Raw genomic sequence first — 15,991 nt, 5'->3', positions numbered from 1 at the left:
GCGCAACGTCAATTACCGTCCCCTCTTGTCGCAGCGCGACATCTGGACAACCTTCACCACCGCATCCGCGGCGCTCATCATAGTTGACGCCCAGCGCTCATCCCAATCGACGTGCTACATTGCGCAGCAGCTCGACATCCCGGTGATCGGCCCCGAGAGCGCGGCCGGTCGCGGCCATGTGCGCGGCGAGTGGATCAAGGTCGGCGCCTGCGACATCCTGCGCACCGGCGTGCACGATGTCGGCGGCATCACCCCCGCCCTGAAGAACTGCCACCTCGCGGAATCCTTCAACATGGACTGCGAGATCCACGGTGGCGGAGCCGGCAACCTCACCGTCGCCGCCTGCATCGCCAATGGCCGCTGGTACGAGCGCGGCCTGCTGCACCCTCATTTCGATTACGACGAGGTGCCGGAATACCTGCACAGCCTGCCGGACGCGATGGATGCCGAAGGCTATGTGCACCTGCCGACCAGGCCAGGTCTGGGCGAGGACGTGAACCTGGAATGGGTGCACGAGCACACGGTGTCGCAGCATTGAAGGCGGGGATGCCACCCGCGGCGCCAAGCCGACGTGCCTGGACGGATGAACAATAAATACAATCGGAGGCGCGCAAAGCGCCCCGGTGGGAGGAACGGGGAATGCAGACCAGGAGAGAGATCCTTGGCGTAGCCGGCGCCACGCTGTTCGCCGCCAGCGCGGCACGCGCGCAGACGGCGTCAGCCGGCTTGAAGGAAGCCCCGGCCCTGGCCGCGCGCGTGCAGAAAGGCGCGTTGCCGCGCGTCGCCGAGCGCGTCGGCGCGGAGCCGCTGGTGGTGAAGCCGCATGAGCGGGTCGGGCGCTATGGCGGCACCATCCGCAGTGCGCTGCGCGGCGGTGGCGACCACAATGCCATCCTGCGGCTGGTCGGCAACCAGGGTCTGGTGCGCTGGAGCCTCACCATGTCCGAGGTCGAGCCCTGCGTGGCGAAGTCCTGGACCGCCAGCGACGACGCCACCACTTACACCTTCATACTGCGGCGCGGCATGCGCTGGTCGGACGGCGCGCCCTTCACGGCCGACGACATCCTGTTCTCCTGCAACGACCTGCTGTTCAACCGTGACTTCACGCCGAATCCGCCGGCGCGCTATGTCACTGCCGGACAACCGATGAAAGTGGAGAAGCTCGACGAGGTCACCGTCCGCTTCACCTTCGCCGCGCCGAACGGACGCTTCCTGCAGGAGCTGGCGACGCCGCTCGGTCAGCATCCCGTGCTCTACCAGAAGGCCTATTGCGCGCAGTTCCATCCAGCCTATGCCGATCCGGCGAAGCTGCAGGCGCTTCTGCAGCTGGCCGGGCTGAGCGACTGGACCGCCCTGCTGCGCCAGCGCTGCGGCGACATCGAGATTCCGGCGCGCTGGCAGAACCCGGAACGCCCGACCCTCGATCCCTGGACCACGGTGGACCCCTATACCGGCGGCGCGACCCGCGTCACCCTGCAGCGCAACCCCTATTTCTGGCAGGTGGACAGCGCCGGCAACCAGCTTCCCTATGTGGACGGGCTCTCCCTGCCCGTCATTTCCGACATCGAGACCATCCTGCTGCGCGCCATGGGCGGCGATCTCGATTTGCAGCTCCGCCACATCATCCTGGTGCAGAACCGTCCGGTGATGGAGGAGAACAAGGAGCGCGGCCGCTACGAGATCGTCGATCTCCTCAGCACGCAGGCCAATGTCTGCGGCCTCTGGTTCAACCAGACGGTCAAGGACCCGCGGCTGCGTGAGCTGTTCCGCAACAAGGACTTCCGCATCGCCGTCAGCCACGCGCTGAACCGGCAGGAGATCATCGACAGCATCTATCTCGGCCAGGCCGAGCCCTATCAGGTCGGCCCGGTGCCGCAGCATCCCTATTACAACGAGCAGCTCGGTACGCAGTACATCGCCTATGACAAGGCCGCGGCGGCGCGGCTGCTCGACGGCATCGGCCTGTCTCGCAAGGACAGCCAGGGCTTCCGCCTCTGGCCGGACGGCAAGCGCGTCTTCGTCACCGCTGACGTCTCCGTCTCCTCGCCGGACCAGGTGGATGCCGCCAACCTGATCAAGCGCGATCTCGCCGCGGTCGGGCTGGAGCTCGGCATCAACACCATGGAGCGCTCGCTGTTCTACGAGCGCGCCCAGCGCAACGACCACGAGATCGGCATCAGCAGCGTCAGCGGCGGCCTCGATGCCCTGCAGGAGCTGCGCGCCATCGTTGCGGAGCATTCGCTCGACAGCCGGCAGAGCCTGGAATGGCAGAGATGGTTCGAGTCCGGCGGCAAGCTGGGCGAGGAGCCGACCGAAAGCATGAAGCGGCGCTTCGCGCTGCTCACCCGCTGGCGCGAGACCGGGCGCCGTGAGGAGCAGGAGCGGCTGTTCCGCGCCATGCTGCAGGAGGCGGCGGACGCCTTCGAGATCGTCGGCATCGGCCGGCCGCTCGGCGTGCCCGGCATCCGCGCCGCGAAGCTGCGCAACGTGCCGAGCCCGATGATCGACTCCTGGAGCTATCCGACTCCGGGCGCGACGATGCTGCAGCAGTACTTCTACACGGCCTGAATGGGAGGCCCGCCATGCTCCACTTCATCGGGCGGCGCCTGCTGGCCATGGTGCCGTTTCTGCTGCTCACCTCGGTCACCGTCTTCACGCTGATCCAGCTGCCACCGGGCGACTACCTCTCGAATTACGCCGCGCAGCTCGCGGAAAGCTCGGAGACGGTCGATCAGGCGACGCTCGAGAACCTGCGCCAGCGCTACGGGCTGGGGCAGCCGCTCCCGGTGCAGTATCTCAAATGGATGGGCGGCGTGCTGCAGGGCGATTTCGGCCAGTCCTTCGAGTGGCAGCAGCCGGTCTGGCCACTGATCCGCGAGCGGCTCGGCCTGACCCTGCTGGTGACGCTCTCGGCGCTGCTGTTCACCTGGGCGGTGGCGCTGCCGATCGGCATCTACTCGGCGGTGCGGAAATATTCGCTCGCCGACTATCTCTTCACCTTCCTGGGCTTCGTCGGCCTCGCCGTGCCCGGCTTCCTGCTCGGGCTGCTGGTGATGTACGTCGCCGTCACCTGGTTCGGGCAGAGCGTCGGCGGGCTGTTCTCCGAGCAGTACGAGGGCGCCCCCTGGAGTCTCGACAAGGTGCTCGACCTGCTGGCGCATCTGTGGATTCCGATGATCGTCATTGGCCTCTCCGGCACCGCCAGCCTGATCCGCATCATGCGCGCCAACCTGCTCGACGAGCTGAACAAGCCCTATGTCGAGACGGCGCGCGCCAAGGGTCTGCCGGAATGGAAGCTGCTGCTGCGCTATCCCGTGCGCGCCGCGCTGAACCCTTTCGTCAGCACGCTGGGCTGGATCCTTCCGCATCTGGTCTCCGGCTCGGTGATCGTGGCCGTGGTGCTGAACCTGCCGATCGCCGGGCCGCTGCTGCTGCAGTCGCTGCTGACGCAGGACATGTACCTGGCCGGCGCCTTCCTGCTGCTGCTGTGTTGCCTGACGGTGCTGGGCACGCTGCTCTCCGACATCCTGCTGGCGCTGCTCGATCCGCGCATCCGCTTCGAGTGAGGGGCGAGGCATGAGCACCTCCACGGCCGCCGCACCGCCTCCCCTGCCCGCCACCCGTCTGGCCGATACCCTCTCGCCCCGCCGGCTGATGTGGCTGCGCTTCCGTCGCCACCGCCTGGCCATGCTCGGGCTGATCGTGGTCGGCCTGATCTATTTCACCGCGGCCTTCGCCGAGTTCCTCGCGCCGATGGACCCGAACCGCGCCGCCGCGCGCTATGCGCTGCATCCGCCGCAGAGCATCACCTGGTTCGAACACGGCGAGGACGGACTGCGCTTCCGCCCCTCGGTCCCGTTCTACCGGATGGAGCGCGACCGCCGCACCCTGCAGGCGCGCTTCGTGCCCGACCCGGACCGCCGCATCTACCTGCGGCTGTTCGGCGAAGGCGATCCCTACCGCTTCTGGGGCCTCTTCCCCGCCAGCCGCCACCTGCTCGCCCCCGAACAGCCGGGCGACCCGCTGTTCCTGACAGGCGCCGACCGGCTCGGCCGGGACGTGCTCTCGCGCACCATCTACGGTGCGCGGATCTCGATGACGGTGGGGCTGGTCGGCGTGGCGCTGAGCCTCTTTCTCGGCGTCGGCATCGGTGGCCTCGCCGGATACTATGGCGGCCGCGTTGACTGGGTGGTGCAGCGGCTGACCGAATATGTCATCTCCCTGCCCACCATCCCGATCTGGATGGCGCTGGCCGCGGCGGTGCCGCGCGACTGGCCGCCGCTGACGGTCTACTTCCTGATCACCCTGATCGTCTCGCTGATCGGCTGGACGGAACTCGCGCGCGTCGTGCGCGGGCGCTTCCTCAGCCTGCGCACGGAGGATTTCGTGACCGCCGCGCGCATCGATGGCTGCTCGGAGATGCGGATCATCTTCCGCCACATGCTGCCCTCCTTCGCCTCCCACATCATTGCCTCCATGACCCTGGCGATCCCGCTGATGATCCTGGCCGAAACCTCCCTCTCCTTCCTCGGGCTGGGCCTCCAGCCGCCGACGATCTCCTGGGGCGTGCTGCTCAAGGAAGCGCAGAACATCCGCTCCATCGCCGCCGCGCCCTGGCTGTTCCTGCCCGGCGCTGCGGTGGTGGTGGCGGTGCTGGCGCTCAACTTTCTCGGCGACGGCCTGCGCGACGCGGCCGACCCCCATGCCTGAGGGGCTCGTCCAGGCGCCGGCCATGCCGGCCGCGCTGCGCCAGCCGGTGCTGGAGGTGCGCAACCTCACCATCGGCTTCCCCCTGCGCCAGGGCACGCTGCGCGCGGTCGACGGGGTCGATTTCGACCTCCATGCCGGCAAGACCCTCTGCCTCGTCGGCGAGAGCGGCAGCGGCAAGAGCGCCACGGCGCGCGCCATCCTGCGCATCGTGCCACGCCCGGGACAGATCGAGGCAGGCTCGATCCTCTACCGTGGCGCGGGCGGGGAGACCGACATCGCGAAGCTCGACCCGGGCGGCCGGCAGGTGCGGGCGATCCGCGGCGGCGAGATCGCCATGATCTTCCAGGAGCCCATGACCAGCCTCTCGCCACTGCACACCATCGGCTTCCAGCTGGTCGAGGCGATCCGCCTGCACACCCGGCTCGACCGGCGCGCCGCCCGCGCCCGCGCCATCGAGCTGCTGCGGCGCGTCGAGGTACCGCGCGCGGAGAACGCCTTCGAGCGCTACCCATTCGAATATTCGGGCGGCATGCGCCAGCGCGCCATGATCGCCATGGCGCTGGCCTGCAACCCGAAGATCCTGATCGCCGACGAGCCGACCACGGCGCTCGACGTCACCACCCAGGCCGAGATCCTCGACCTGATGCGCGAGCTGCAGCGCGACCTCGGCATGGCCGTGCTGTTCATCACCCATGACATGGGGGTGGTGGCGGAGATCGCCGACGAGGTGGCGGTGATGCATCGCGGCCGCCTGGTGGAGCGCGGCCCGGTGGAGGATATCTTCCTCGCGCCCCAGGCGGCCTATTCGCGCATGCTCATCCAGTCGGTGCTCCGGCTGGAGGAGCCGGCGCCACAGCGGGCACAGCGCGCGGAGCGGCTGCCGAATGCCCCCATCCTGCTGAAGGTCGATGGGCTGACGAAGGTTTTCGCACCGCGCAAGGGCCTGTTCCGCCGGGGGGGCGAGGCGGTGCAGGCGGTCGCCGGCGTGCAGCTCGAACTGCGCGAGGGCGAGACGCTCGGCATCGTCGGCGAGAGCGGCTCGGGCAAGACCACCCTGGGCCGCTGCATCATGCGCATCCTGGAGCCGGAGGGCGGCAGCATCCTGCTGCGCCAGCGCGATGGCAGCGTGACCGACGTGCGGGGGCTGGATCGCGCCGGCCTGCGCCAGGCCCATCGCGAGATGCGCATGATCTTCCAGGATCCCTATGGCTCGCTCAATCCGCGCATGACGGTGGGTGAAGTCATCGGCGAGCCGCTGCTGGTGAATGGCCTGCTCAGCGGCGAGGCGCTGCGCCGCCGGGTCGGCGAGTTGCTGGAGATGGTCGGATTGCCGGCCGCTGCCGCCGAACGCTATCCGCATGCCTTCTCGGGCGGGCAGCGGCAGCGCATCAGCATCGCCCGCGCCGTGGCGCTGAGTCCCAGGCTGATCGTGGCCGACGAGGCCACCTCGGCGCTGGACGTCAGCATCCGTGCGCAGGTGCTCGACTTGTTGCTGGACATGCAGGAGCGGCTCGGGCTGAGTTTCCTGTTCATCAGCCACGACATCGGCGTGGTGCGCTACTTCTGCGACCGCATGGCGGTGATGTATCGCGGCCGGATCGTCGAGACGGGGTCGACGGAGCAGGTCTGCTCGGCCCCCGAACATGGTTATACCCGTGCCCTGCTCTCGGCCGTGCCCAGCGCCGATCCGCGCCGGCGCGGCCTCGGGCGGAGGTCTCGCTACCGTGATGAATGAAGGGCTGGGGCGGCCTGCATGGCCGCGCCAGCCCTGAGCCGGACAGTTGCATTCCTCTATCGTAATGATGCAAGCTTCCCGCACCTTGCGGCGGCGCCAAGGATCGCCCGGGGAGGGAAGAACGTCATGGATAAGGAAGTTCCGCCGGCGGGCGGCCGCCGTGGCTTGCTGCAGGCCGCCGCTACCGTGCCTCTGCTCGGAGGGCTCGGCATCGCCCCGACCCTGGCAGCGGAGATGGGCCGCTCGGAGCGCCCCTTGCGGGCCGCTTTCTCCAATGCCGGCCTGCAGGCCACTTGGTGTGCCCAAGGCAAGGCGGCCGCCGAATACTGGGGCAAGCTCTTCAATGTCGACGTCACCTGGTTCGACGGCGAGCTGAACCCGACGCGCCAGCGCGGCGCGATCGACAACATGGCATCGCAGAAATGGGACTTCGTGGCCATCCAGGCTTTCGGCATCGGCACGCTCACCGCGCCGGTGCGCCGGATGATCGATGCCGGCGTTCCCGTCATCGACATGGATACGCTGATCGCTCCGCTCGACCAGCTCAACGTCCACAGCTTCCTGGCACCGGACAACGAATTCATGGGTGCCGCCGTCACCGAGGCGTTGATGCAGGCAATCGGCGGCGAGGGTACCATCATCATGACCCAGGGCGCACTGGGCCATACCGGCGCACAGGGCCGCGCGCGCGGCTTCGAATCGGTGGTGAAGCGCTATCCCAAGGTGGAGGTGCTGGATACCACGCCCGGCGATTGGGACGTCACCAAGGTGGCCCGCATCTGGGACACCCACCTGACCAAATATCCCAAGATCAGCGCCGCCTACTTCCACAACGACGATATGGCGCTCGCCGCCTACAACGTCATGCGGGCGAAGGGCCGCACCGAGATCAGGATCGGCGGCTGCGACGCCATGCCGCCTGCCCTCGCCGCGGTGCTGGACGGGCGCATGCATGCGACGGTGCGCAATCCTTCATGCCGGATCCATGGCGGTGCGGTCATGGCCGGCGTCGCCGCGGTGGTGGCCGGCGAGAAGACGGGCGAGGAGGGCATTCCGAAGCACGTCATCACGGACGGCCCGGTGGTCACCAAGGCCAATGCCGCCGGGATGGCCTGGATGCAGAAGTACTTCCTGATCTAGCCGGCGCACCGCATGCAAACCGGAGCGGAGCCCCTGCTGCAGTTGCAGGGCGTCTCCAAGCACTTTGCCGGCGTGGCGGCCCTCACGGGTGTGGACTTCACCCTGAACCGGGGCGAGGTCCATGGCCTGGTCGGCGAGAACGGCGCCGGCAAGAGCACGCTGATGAAGATCATCGCAGGCGTGCACACGCAGTATGAGGGCGAGATGCGCCTGGACGGGCAGCTCGTGCGCTTCCGCAGCCCGCGGGACGCGCGCGAGGCCGGCATCGGCATGGTGCATCAGGAGTTGTCCGTCGTGCCCTCCCTCTCCGTCGCCGAGAATGTCCTGCTCGGTGCGCAGCCTCTGAACCGGCTCGGCTTCGTGGCTTGGCGCCGGATGCGTGCGCAGGCGCGCGAGCAGCTTGAGGCCCTGGGCATCACCATGGATCTCGGGGCGCCGGCCGGCGCGCTGCCGCTCGGCCAGCAGCAGATGATCGAACTGGCGCGCGTACTGATGTCCGGTGCGCGCATCCTGATCCTGGATGAGCCGACCTCCGCCCTTTCACCCCCGGAGGTGGAACGGCTCTTCCAGTTGCTGGCGCGGCTGCGGCAGAGCGGCCGCAGCGTCGTCTTCATCTCGCATTTCCTGGACGATATCCTGCGCGTTTCCGACACCGTGACGGTGTTCCGCAACGGCCGTCGGGTCGGCACCGCGCCCGCGCGGGAGGTCGGCAAGTCCTGGCTGATCGAGCGCATGATCGGCGCCGGGCATGAGCGGCTGGAAGAGAGTTACACCGAGGCGGTGACTCTGCCGCCGCTCATGCCGGGGCCGGTGGTCCTGGAGGCGGAGCGGCTGACCGTGAGGGGGCTTTTCGAGGACGCCTCACTGCGGGTCCGGGCGGGCGAGGTGCTGGGCATCTACGGCTTCATGGGCTCGGGCCAGCTCGAACTGGCGCGGGCGCTCGCCGGCAAGCTGCCGCTGGAGCACGGCACGGTCCGGGTGGATGGCCGCCCGGCCCGGCTGCGCGGCGGTACGCCGGCCGCCAAGCGGGCCGGCATCGCCTTCGTGCCGGAGAGCCGGCGTGCCATGCTCTTCACGCAGGAGCCGGTCTACCGCAACATCAGCATCGCCATCCTCGAACGGATCGGCCGCATCCTGCTGCACCCGCAGGTGGAGCGCCGCATCGCCGAGGACCATGTGCGGTCGCTCGGCGTCCGGCCGCCGCAGGTGGACTTGCCGGTAGGCCAGCTCTCCGGCGGCAATCAGCAGAAGGTGGCGCTGGCGCGCTGGCTGACGCACCTGCCACGGCTGCTGCTGCTGAGCGAACCGACCCGGGGCATGGATGTCGGCGCGAAGGACGACGTGGTGCGGATCGTGCGCGGCCTGCGGGCGCAGGGCCTCGCCATCATCGTGTTCTCATCCGAGCCGGAAACGGTGCTCTCGCTCGCCGACCGCATCCTGGTGATGCGGCGCGGGGTGCTGGCGCAGGAGTTTGCCGGTGAGGCGGTCGGCAAGGACCGCCTGCTCGCAGCCGCGTGAAGGAAGCCTCATGTCCGCTCCCCTGACCGAACGGACGCCGCTGCGAGAGCCACTCTGGCAGCGCCTCGGCGGCCAGCTCCGCAACCTGGCGCCCTTCGCCACGCTGCTGGCACTGGTCGCGCTCTTCAGCGCACTCAGCCCCTCCTTCCCCACCATGGCAAACCTGGCCAACATCCTGCAGCAGGTTTCGATCACCGCCATCATCGCGGTAGGGCTCACCTACGTCATCCTTTGCGCTGAGATCGACCTGAGCGTGGCCAGCGTCGCGAACGCGACCGGCATCCTGCTGGCCTTCCTGACCGTACAGGACGCCAGCGTGAACATTGCCAACCTGCCCCTGCCCGGCCCCCTGGCGATCCTGGTCGCGCTGCTGGGCTGTCTCGCGCTCGGCGCCGTCACCGCCTTCGGCGTGACCCGGATCGGCATTCCATCCTTCATCATGACCCTGGCCATGCTGCAGATCGCCAACGGCATCGCCGCCCTGCTGGTCCGCGGCCAGATCGCCTACAACGTGCCGGAGGCGATCGTCACGCTGGGCAGCGGCTCGCTCGGCCCGGTGCCCTGGATCGTGGTGGTGGCCGCACTGGTCCTGCTGCTGGGGCACCTGGTGCTGGCCTACACGCGATTTGGACGCTACGTCTATATGGTCGGCGGCAACCGCGAGGCGGCCGAGCACTCGGGCGTCAGCGTCAAGGCGGTGGTGGGTGCGGTACTGGTCATCTCCGCCCTCTGCTCGGGTCTGGCCGGCATGCTCGGCGTGGCCTATTTCGGCAGCGCGCAGCAGAACCAGTTCGATAACTACCTGCTGGATGCCATTTCCGCCGTCGTCGTCGGCGGCACCAGCCTGTTCGGCGGCCAGGGCGGCATCGGCAACACCATTGTCGGCCTGCTGGTACTGGGCGTGCTGAACAATGGGCTCGACCACATCCGCATGGACAGTTTCCTGAAGATCCTGATCCGCGGGCTGGTACTGCTGCTGGCGCTGGTCATCAACGTCTACGCCCAGCGACTGCGGAACCGGCGGCGCAGCGCCGGCTAGCGGCGCCGGGCTTTGCGTCCTGCCGCAGGCATGGGGCAGATTGGAGAGCTGGCCAGGGCTTCGAGGCAAGCTGTGGCCCGTCAGCGCTGAGCTGCTGGCGGGCCGCTCGCCGGGCACCCAGCGCCTGGTTGCGCCGGTCTGCACCTTCAGGGCAGGCCGTTGAGCACCGGGAACAGCGCGTGCTCCCGCTGTCCGGCCCGCTCCGACAGCAAGCCCAGCGGGGATGCAGCCAGCGCCCACGCTTCCTCCGCCACTTCGGCCGGATGTGACTGACAGGCGACGATGGTTTGCCATCCTTTCCACAGGCCAGGAAACGCACCGCAGCGCTGCGGCGCCTGGTGCAGCCTGCAAAATTCCGCCACGAGTCCGGAGGGATGTGCAGCGCCGCAGATGCCTGGCCGCGCTTCCGGCGGCAACCAGAGCTGCAGCACGAATAGTCTTCCGCCGGTCACCGGCAGCTTTCTATCCGCCGCCTGCCTGAGCTGTTCTCGGCCCATATGGTTCGCTCGCGCTCAGGCCGCGTCCTTCCGAGAAGCAGGGCGAACCAGGTTCTCAGCCCAGGACTTCATGCCCTGCCCGCACTTGACGACCTCCCATCGAAGCCACTCAGTTCCCTGCCGTGCGCTTCCTCTGGCCAAATCCGGGAAAGGCCTTCTGCGGGTCTGCCCGCGCCTTTAAGGCGCCTGGATAACCATCGTGCCCCACTTCCGAACAGCATTGCCACCCCGCACCTCGACCCCCAGGCGGATCAAGGCGCCCCGCCAGATCTCCGGCCGCGCGAAAGCCTCCCTCCGGCACAACCAAGACCGGCAGCCACTTACCTTAAGGGCTTGGGCTTTCGTGCTGGGGATTCCAGAATACCAACTTTAAGTTTATTATCTTGTTATTTAAATCTCCTTAAATGGAATTAGAATTTGCAATAAAACCACCTGCGCAAAGAAATAATTACAGAAAAATCCGTAATGGATGAAGAAAATAAATACAAATTCAGGCTTTGAAAAATCTTGAAACAAAAAAATAGGCATTAACTTTTCATTAATACCTAGCTAATTAGCGTTCGCCTTGGGAAAAATCCAGGCAAACCCTCCAAGACGGGAGCTTTTCGTGGTTGCACTCAGCGCAGGCTCGGGTACCGATAAACTGATACTTCAAATCAGCCAGAATGCCTGGCGGGGCAGCGCCCAATACATCGTCAAGGTTGACGGCAAGCAGGTCGGCGGCACATTCACCGCCTCAGCCGACCACAACGCCGGACTCAGCGACACGCTGACCCTGCACGGCGACTGGGCCGCAGGCGCGCATCAGGTGTCGGTCAGTTTCCTCAACGACGCCTATGGCGGCTCCGCCAGCACCGACCGCAACCTGTTCATCGACGGCGCCAGCTACAACGGCGCCGATCTCAAGGTCGATATCGGCGTGCCCAGCTCCGCAAGGCCCGGCCAGTTCAGCTTCACCGAAGGGGCCTCCGCGAGCCTGGCACCGGTTGCGCTGAGTGCCGGCAGTGGCAGTGACACCCTGGTGCTGAAGGTGAGCCAGCAGGCCTGGCAGGGCAGCGCCCAGTACATCGTCAAGGTCGACGGCAAGCAGGTCGGCGGCACATTCACCGCCTCGGCCGACCACAACGCCGGACTCAGCGACACGCTGACCCTGCACGGCGACTGGGCCGCAGGCGCGCACCAGGTGTCGGTCAGTTTCCTCAACGACGCCTATGGCGGCTCCGTCAGCACCGACCGCAACCTGTTCATCGACGGCGCCAGCTACAACGGCGCCGATCTCAAGGTCGATATCGGCGTGCCCAGCTCCGCAAGGCCCGGCCAGTTCAGCTTCACCGAAGGAGCAACGGTTCCGCAGAGCGCCAGCGACTTCGCGTCCACGCCAACATGGTCAGACGAGTTCAACGACACCCGCATTGACACTTCCAAGTGGACCAACCTGTTTGACGGTCGCTCATGGGACAATGACGGGTTCTTTTGGGACCGTAATCAACTCTCGGAGTCGGGCGGCCAACTGAATATCGGACTCGACCGGCAGGCGGATGGCTGGCATGTCGGTGGCCTCGCCGCCTATACCACGCCTGACGGAGCTGGTTTCGGCTTCCAGTACGGCAAGGTCGAGATTCGCGCCAAGGCTTCCCAGGAAGTCACCGGTGCAGGTATGTGCTTCCTGCTCTGGCCGTCCGATGATGATCACTGGCCGCCCGAGATCGATATCCTGGAAACGCCGAAGGGCGACGGCCTTTTCACCAACCACTGGCAGGGACCGGGCGGCAACGGCGACAATGTGCAGGAAACCCATCAGTTCGCGCTCAATTACGCGGAATGGCACACCTATGGCCTTGAGTGGACGCCGGACAGCATCACCCTGCTCGTCGATGGCAAGGCCCAGCACACCATGACGACGCACATCGCCTCCGAGCCGATGAGCGTTGCACTGATGGGCTATGTCGGGTCGCCCAGCCAAAGCTGGTATGGCACGCCCGACAGCGCCGTCAGTCATGTCGACATCGCCGTCGACTACGTCCGGGTATACGACTCCATCGCCTGAGGGGAGGCAGCTTCAGAGCGGCTGGCTTCAGCCGTGCGGAAACCGCATGCTGCGGTCGCGCCAGGCGGCGCGGCCGCAGCACAGCAGCTCAGTGCCGCGCCTTGTTCAGGACGACCGCGATCTGCTTCCTGTCCGGCTGAGGGACGCAACGGAGCAGGTCCAGCACCTGCTCCGCCTCTGTTCGCTTCCATTGCACCACAACGAACAGCGCATCGACAGCACCGGTCAGAGCGCGGGCATCGCCGGACTCTGCCGGGTTCGGCAGATCCACCAGAACCACATCATGCTCGGCGGCTTCGTTGCGCAGTAGGGTCATCAGCCGTGTTCCGGGGCTGCTTCGCCCCTCTTCATGGCCGAGCGGACGGATTTGCAGACCCGGATGATGCGCGGCGCTGGGAGGCGATCCCGCTTCGGTTTTCCGGGACGGGCGGCCGCGCATCTCGTCGGCGTTGATGAGCAGAACGCGCCGCCCCTCCTCCGCCAGCAACAATGCCAAATTGTAGGCCAGCACCGAGCTGCCGGCCCCGGCCGCTGCCCCGCAGAGGCCCACCGCCAGGCATCCGCCTTCCGGCTTCCATTCCTCCAGCATCGAGCGCACTGCACGGACCGCCTGTGAAAATGCAGAGCTTGGCTGATCCAGCACCTGGCGCAGCAATGGATTCTCCTGCCCGGCACCCTTCTGCACCGCCGGCTTCAGCCACGGCACCACGGCGGCGCAGACCAGGCCGGTATCCTGCTCCACCTGCCTGCGGCTGCGCAGCCGGCGGTCCAGCACCTCGCGCAGCGCCGCAAACCCTGCGCCTCCCACCGCCCCGCCGATGCCTGCGACCAGCGCCATCAGAAGTGTACCAGGGCCTGAACGCTGCAGCGGCGCCGCCGCCGGTGTAATGATGCGGGTGGCAGAAGCAGGGTTGGCGCGCTCGGTGATCTGCATGGTCAGGCGGCGTTGATCTTCCACGAAAGTGTCGGCCACGGCGTTGGCGATGCGCGCAGACTTGCCCGGATTGTTGGAAGTCACGCTGATATCGACAACGAAGGATGTCCCCAGACGGCGCACGGCCGAGCGCTTGCGCAGCTGGTTGATCGCTGCCTGCTCACGCAGTGCCCGCACCTCGTCAGGAGCGGCCTCATCTGGCTGCGCCAGGCCCAGCAACCAGGACTTTGGCGACCATGGCAGGCGGCTGAACTCCGGATCCTCTTGCAGTTGCAGCTCCTTCACCACGGAAGCCAGGATCAGGTCCGATTGGATGGTCAGGATCTGCGTGTCCACATAGCCCGGCGCGTCGGCGCTCGCGGTTGCCTCCGGAATCGCACGCGGAGGGCGACTTTCCACCACAAGCGAGGTGGTCGCGCTATAGCGTGGCGGCAGCACCAGCGAAGCCAGCAGGCCGGCCAGCAGCATCGTGAGCGCGGCGCCGGCAATCAGCCGCCAGTTGCGCGCCAGGAAGCCCGACACCGCCCGCAGTTCCGAGCGGGGCGCAGGCTCCGGTACGAAGGCCGCCGGCATGGCCGCCGTCAGGGCCAATGATGGGGGATTGTAGCCATGGCCCTCAGGCATGAGGAACTCTCCGGGCTGGATCAGGAATCATGCCAGACCGACGGCATGCGTGGTGTAATGGCCGGCCAGGGTGAGGCCAGCCGCATCGGTCAGATCTCGCTCGGTCACGGATGCACCGGTGAACTGATGCACCAGGCAGATATCCTGGCGGCCCGCCTGCAAAAGGGCGACCACCGGGTTGCGCCCGGCCCAGCCACGCAGCGCGGGAACAAAGGCGGCGCAATGCCCCGGCAGCCCCGCCACCGGAATGTCCGGCAAACCATCGATCGTCACCGCGCCCTGGCCCGCGCCACGCTCGGCGAGATCCAGGCTGATTTCGAAGAAGGTCATCCCGGCCACACGTTTGGCGAGACCGGATTGCCGAATCTGTCGCGGCCGCGTTGCCTCCCCGATCCGCAGCTGCGGCGCAAAAGGCGCCACTTCCTGGCCCGGCAGGAGCATGCTGTGCGGCATACCTTCATGCACGTTGCCGCCCAGGATCGTGGTTTCCCGCAGCACCCCATCGCTGGGCGCCTGCACAGGGACGGCAAAACCGGCCTTTCCGTGATCCCGTGTCTCGAGGCCGACGATGGTGGTGCGGACCTGACCGCAGTACACCGGAACCACGGTGGATTTCGGCGGCAGCGCGCCGCTGTCGCCGAAATCCGCCATCTGCACGGTGCAGGCGATCAGCCGCGTGTTGATGGCGTGCAGCTCCAGCAGGAAGCCGTAGCCGCCATTCTCGTGGCTCACTGGCACAGCATTGTCCAGCAGGCGGGGGCTGTCAGCACTGCAGGCCGTGAATGTGTTGGCCTCGCCATGGCATAAAAAGCCGATCAGCATGGGTGGATCGGCGGCGTAGTAGGTGGACCAGGCATGCAGTCGCGCGCAATGGTTGTGGGCACCCGGCAGAAACACGCCGATCGGAAAATGCTGCAGCACCCCATCCGAGAAATGGCTGTCGGAGGCGGAGCAGATCAGCCCACGCCGCAGTGGTGCCGGCGCGATGCCCCCATCGCGCCGTGTCGCGGCAATCACCTCAAAGTCATGGGCGATCATCTCGTAGCCGCCGTCGACGACCCAGCCATCCGCCAGGCAATTGCGGATGCGCAGCCCGGTAACGCGATCCTTTTGAACGTTGCGCTGATAGAGCCCACGCACACCAGTCTGGCGGTTACAGTCGATGACCAGGTTGAGCAGGCTGCTGGCCCTGGCGTAGCCAAGAGCATTGTAGGCGATGTGCTGAGTGTCGCCACGCACCACCTCGCTGCCGGAGAAGCCCGGCATGGCGCGAAAGCCCCCGCAGCCGCCATCGAGCGTCACGGCAGGTCGCAACAGGATGGTGCGGTCGACCTCGAACACCCGCCCATCCAGGTGCAGCGTCCCTCCCCCCGCCGCAGACAGTGCGTCGATCCCGGCCTGAATCCGCTCGGCCCAGCTGCGGCCAGGGTACATGTCCGGGATACTGCGGCGGTTGACGAATGCAGGCGCTGCCACCGGCATCGCACCGCCGGAGTGCAGCCAACGCAGTGCCGCCGGGAATTCGCGGCGCCGCAGAAGGGGCCAGCCGGTCCAGATCGGCATCAGCTACCGAAGGGCATCATGCCCCCCCTGCGCCGCAATACGGCAGCCGGACACCCATGCTGAAGGAGATGCACTGTCAAAAAATCTTTGCCTCTCGCAGGACAGAAAACGTAGCCCGGAATGCTGCGGCGCGTCTTGGTGCAATATGGTAACATTCGAATGATCCTGCAAATCCGCCTCACCG

At 67.0% G+C, this 15,991-nt stretch carries 12 protein-coding genes; 9 read left to right on the top strand and 3 right to left on the bottom strand.

Annotation, left to right across the window (positions count from 1 at the left end; genetic code table 11):
* The 8 genes from QMO56_RS18080 to QMO56_RS18045 form a co-directional block, all read left to right on the top strand.
* Window positions 1-538, top strand: a 538-nt coding sequence (locus QMO56_RS18080; protein ID WP_283527982.1) for an enolase C-terminal domain-like protein, incomplete at its 5' end; no start/stop codon positions are given.
* A 101-nt stretch (window positions 539-639) separates the two neighbouring features.
* Complete coding sequence (locus QMO56_RS18075; RefSeq protein WP_283527980.1) at window positions 640-2,568, top strand: ABC transporter substrate-binding protein; 1,929 nt, start codon at window positions 640-642, stop codon at window positions 2,566-2,568.
* 14 nt (window positions 2,569-2,582) lie between these two features.
* Entirely contained in the window at window positions 2,583-3,566 is a 984-nt protein-coding gene (locus tag QMO56_RS18070; RefSeq protein ID WP_283527978.1) for an ABC transporter permease, read from the top strand.
* Window positions 3,567-3,576: 10 nt separating this feature from the next.
* On the top strand, window positions 3,577-4,710 hold the full coding sequence (locus QMO56_RS18065) for an ABC transporter permease (RefSeq protein WP_283527976.1): 1,134 nt from the start codon (window positions 3,577-3,579) through the stop codon (window positions 4,708-4,710).
* The gene (locus tag QMO56_RS18060; RefSeq protein WP_283527974.1) at window positions 4,703-6,445 is read left to right on the top strand and encodes an ABC transporter ATP-binding protein; all 1,743 of its coding nucleotides are present in this window, start codon (window positions 4,703-4,705) and stop codon (window positions 6,443-6,445) included. The genes QMO56_RS18065 and QMO56_RS18060 overlap by 8 nt, the downstream gene beginning before the upstream one ends.
* Before the next feature lie 18 nt (window positions 6,446-6,463).
* Window positions 6,464-7,585, top strand: a complete 1,122-nt coding sequence (locus QMO56_RS18055; RefSeq protein ID WP_283527972.1) for a sugar ABC transporter substrate-binding protein — start codon at window positions 6,464-6,466, stop codon at window positions 7,583-7,585.
* 12 nt (window positions 7,586-7,597) lie between these two features.
* Window positions 7,598-9,103 carry a sugar ABC transporter ATP-binding protein gene (locus tag QMO56_RS18050; protein WP_283527970.1) on the top strand — a complete coding sequence of 502 codons (1,506 nt, stop codon included), beginning with the start codon at window positions 7,598-7,600 and terminating at the stop codon, window positions 9,101-9,103.
* A 10-nt stretch (window positions 9,104-9,113) separates the two neighbouring features.
* Complete coding sequence (locus QMO56_RS18045) at window positions 9,114-10,142, top strand: ABC transporter permease (protein ID WP_283527968.1); 1,029 nt, start codon at window positions 9,114-9,116, stop codon at window positions 10,140-10,142.
* Window positions 10,143-10,288: 146 nt separating this feature from the next.
* Here the strand turns inward: QMO56_RS18045 and QMO56_RS18040 are convergent, their stop codons facing one another.
* Window positions 10,289-10,573, bottom strand: a complete 285-nt coding sequence (locus tag QMO56_RS18040; protein WP_283527967.1) for a hypothetical protein — start codon at window positions 10,571-10,573, stop codon at window positions 10,289-10,291.
* 673 nt (window positions 10,574-11,246) lie between these two features.
* Here QMO56_RS18040 and QMO56_RS18035 point away from each other — a divergent pair.
* Entirely contained in the window at window positions 11,247-12,686 is a 1,440-nt protein-coding gene (locus tag QMO56_RS18035) for a carbohydrate-binding domain-containing protein (RefSeq protein ID WP_283527965.1), read from the top strand.
* An 88-nt stretch (window positions 12,687-12,774) separates the two neighbouring features.
* On the opposite strand, the gene QMO56_RS18030 is transcribed toward QMO56_RS18035, so the two are convergent.
* Together QMO56_RS18030 and QMO56_RS18025 are read right to left on the bottom strand one after the other, a co-directional pair.
* Entirely contained in the window at window positions 12,775-14,244 is a 1,470-nt protein-coding gene (locus QMO56_RS18030) for a Wzz/FepE/Etk N-terminal domain-containing protein (RefSeq protein WP_283527963.1), read from the bottom strand.
* 27 nt (window positions 14,245-14,271) lie between these two features.
* The gene (locus tag QMO56_RS18025; RefSeq protein WP_283527961.1) at window positions 14,272-15,807 is read right to left on the bottom strand and encodes a hypothetical protein; all 1,536 of its coding nucleotides are present in this window, start codon (window positions 15,805-15,807) and stop codon (window positions 14,272-14,274) included.
* Between the last annotated feature and the right edge of the window lie 184 nt (window positions 15,808-15,991).

Source organism: Roseomonas sp. E05 (assembly GCF_030063475.1).
Lineage (GTDB): Bacteria > Pseudomonadota > Alphaproteobacteria > Acetobacterales > Acetobacteraceae > Pseudoroseomonas.
The sequence above is the reverse complement of the archived record's forward strand: the minus strand, read 5'-3'. Positions and strand labels throughout refer to the sequence as shown.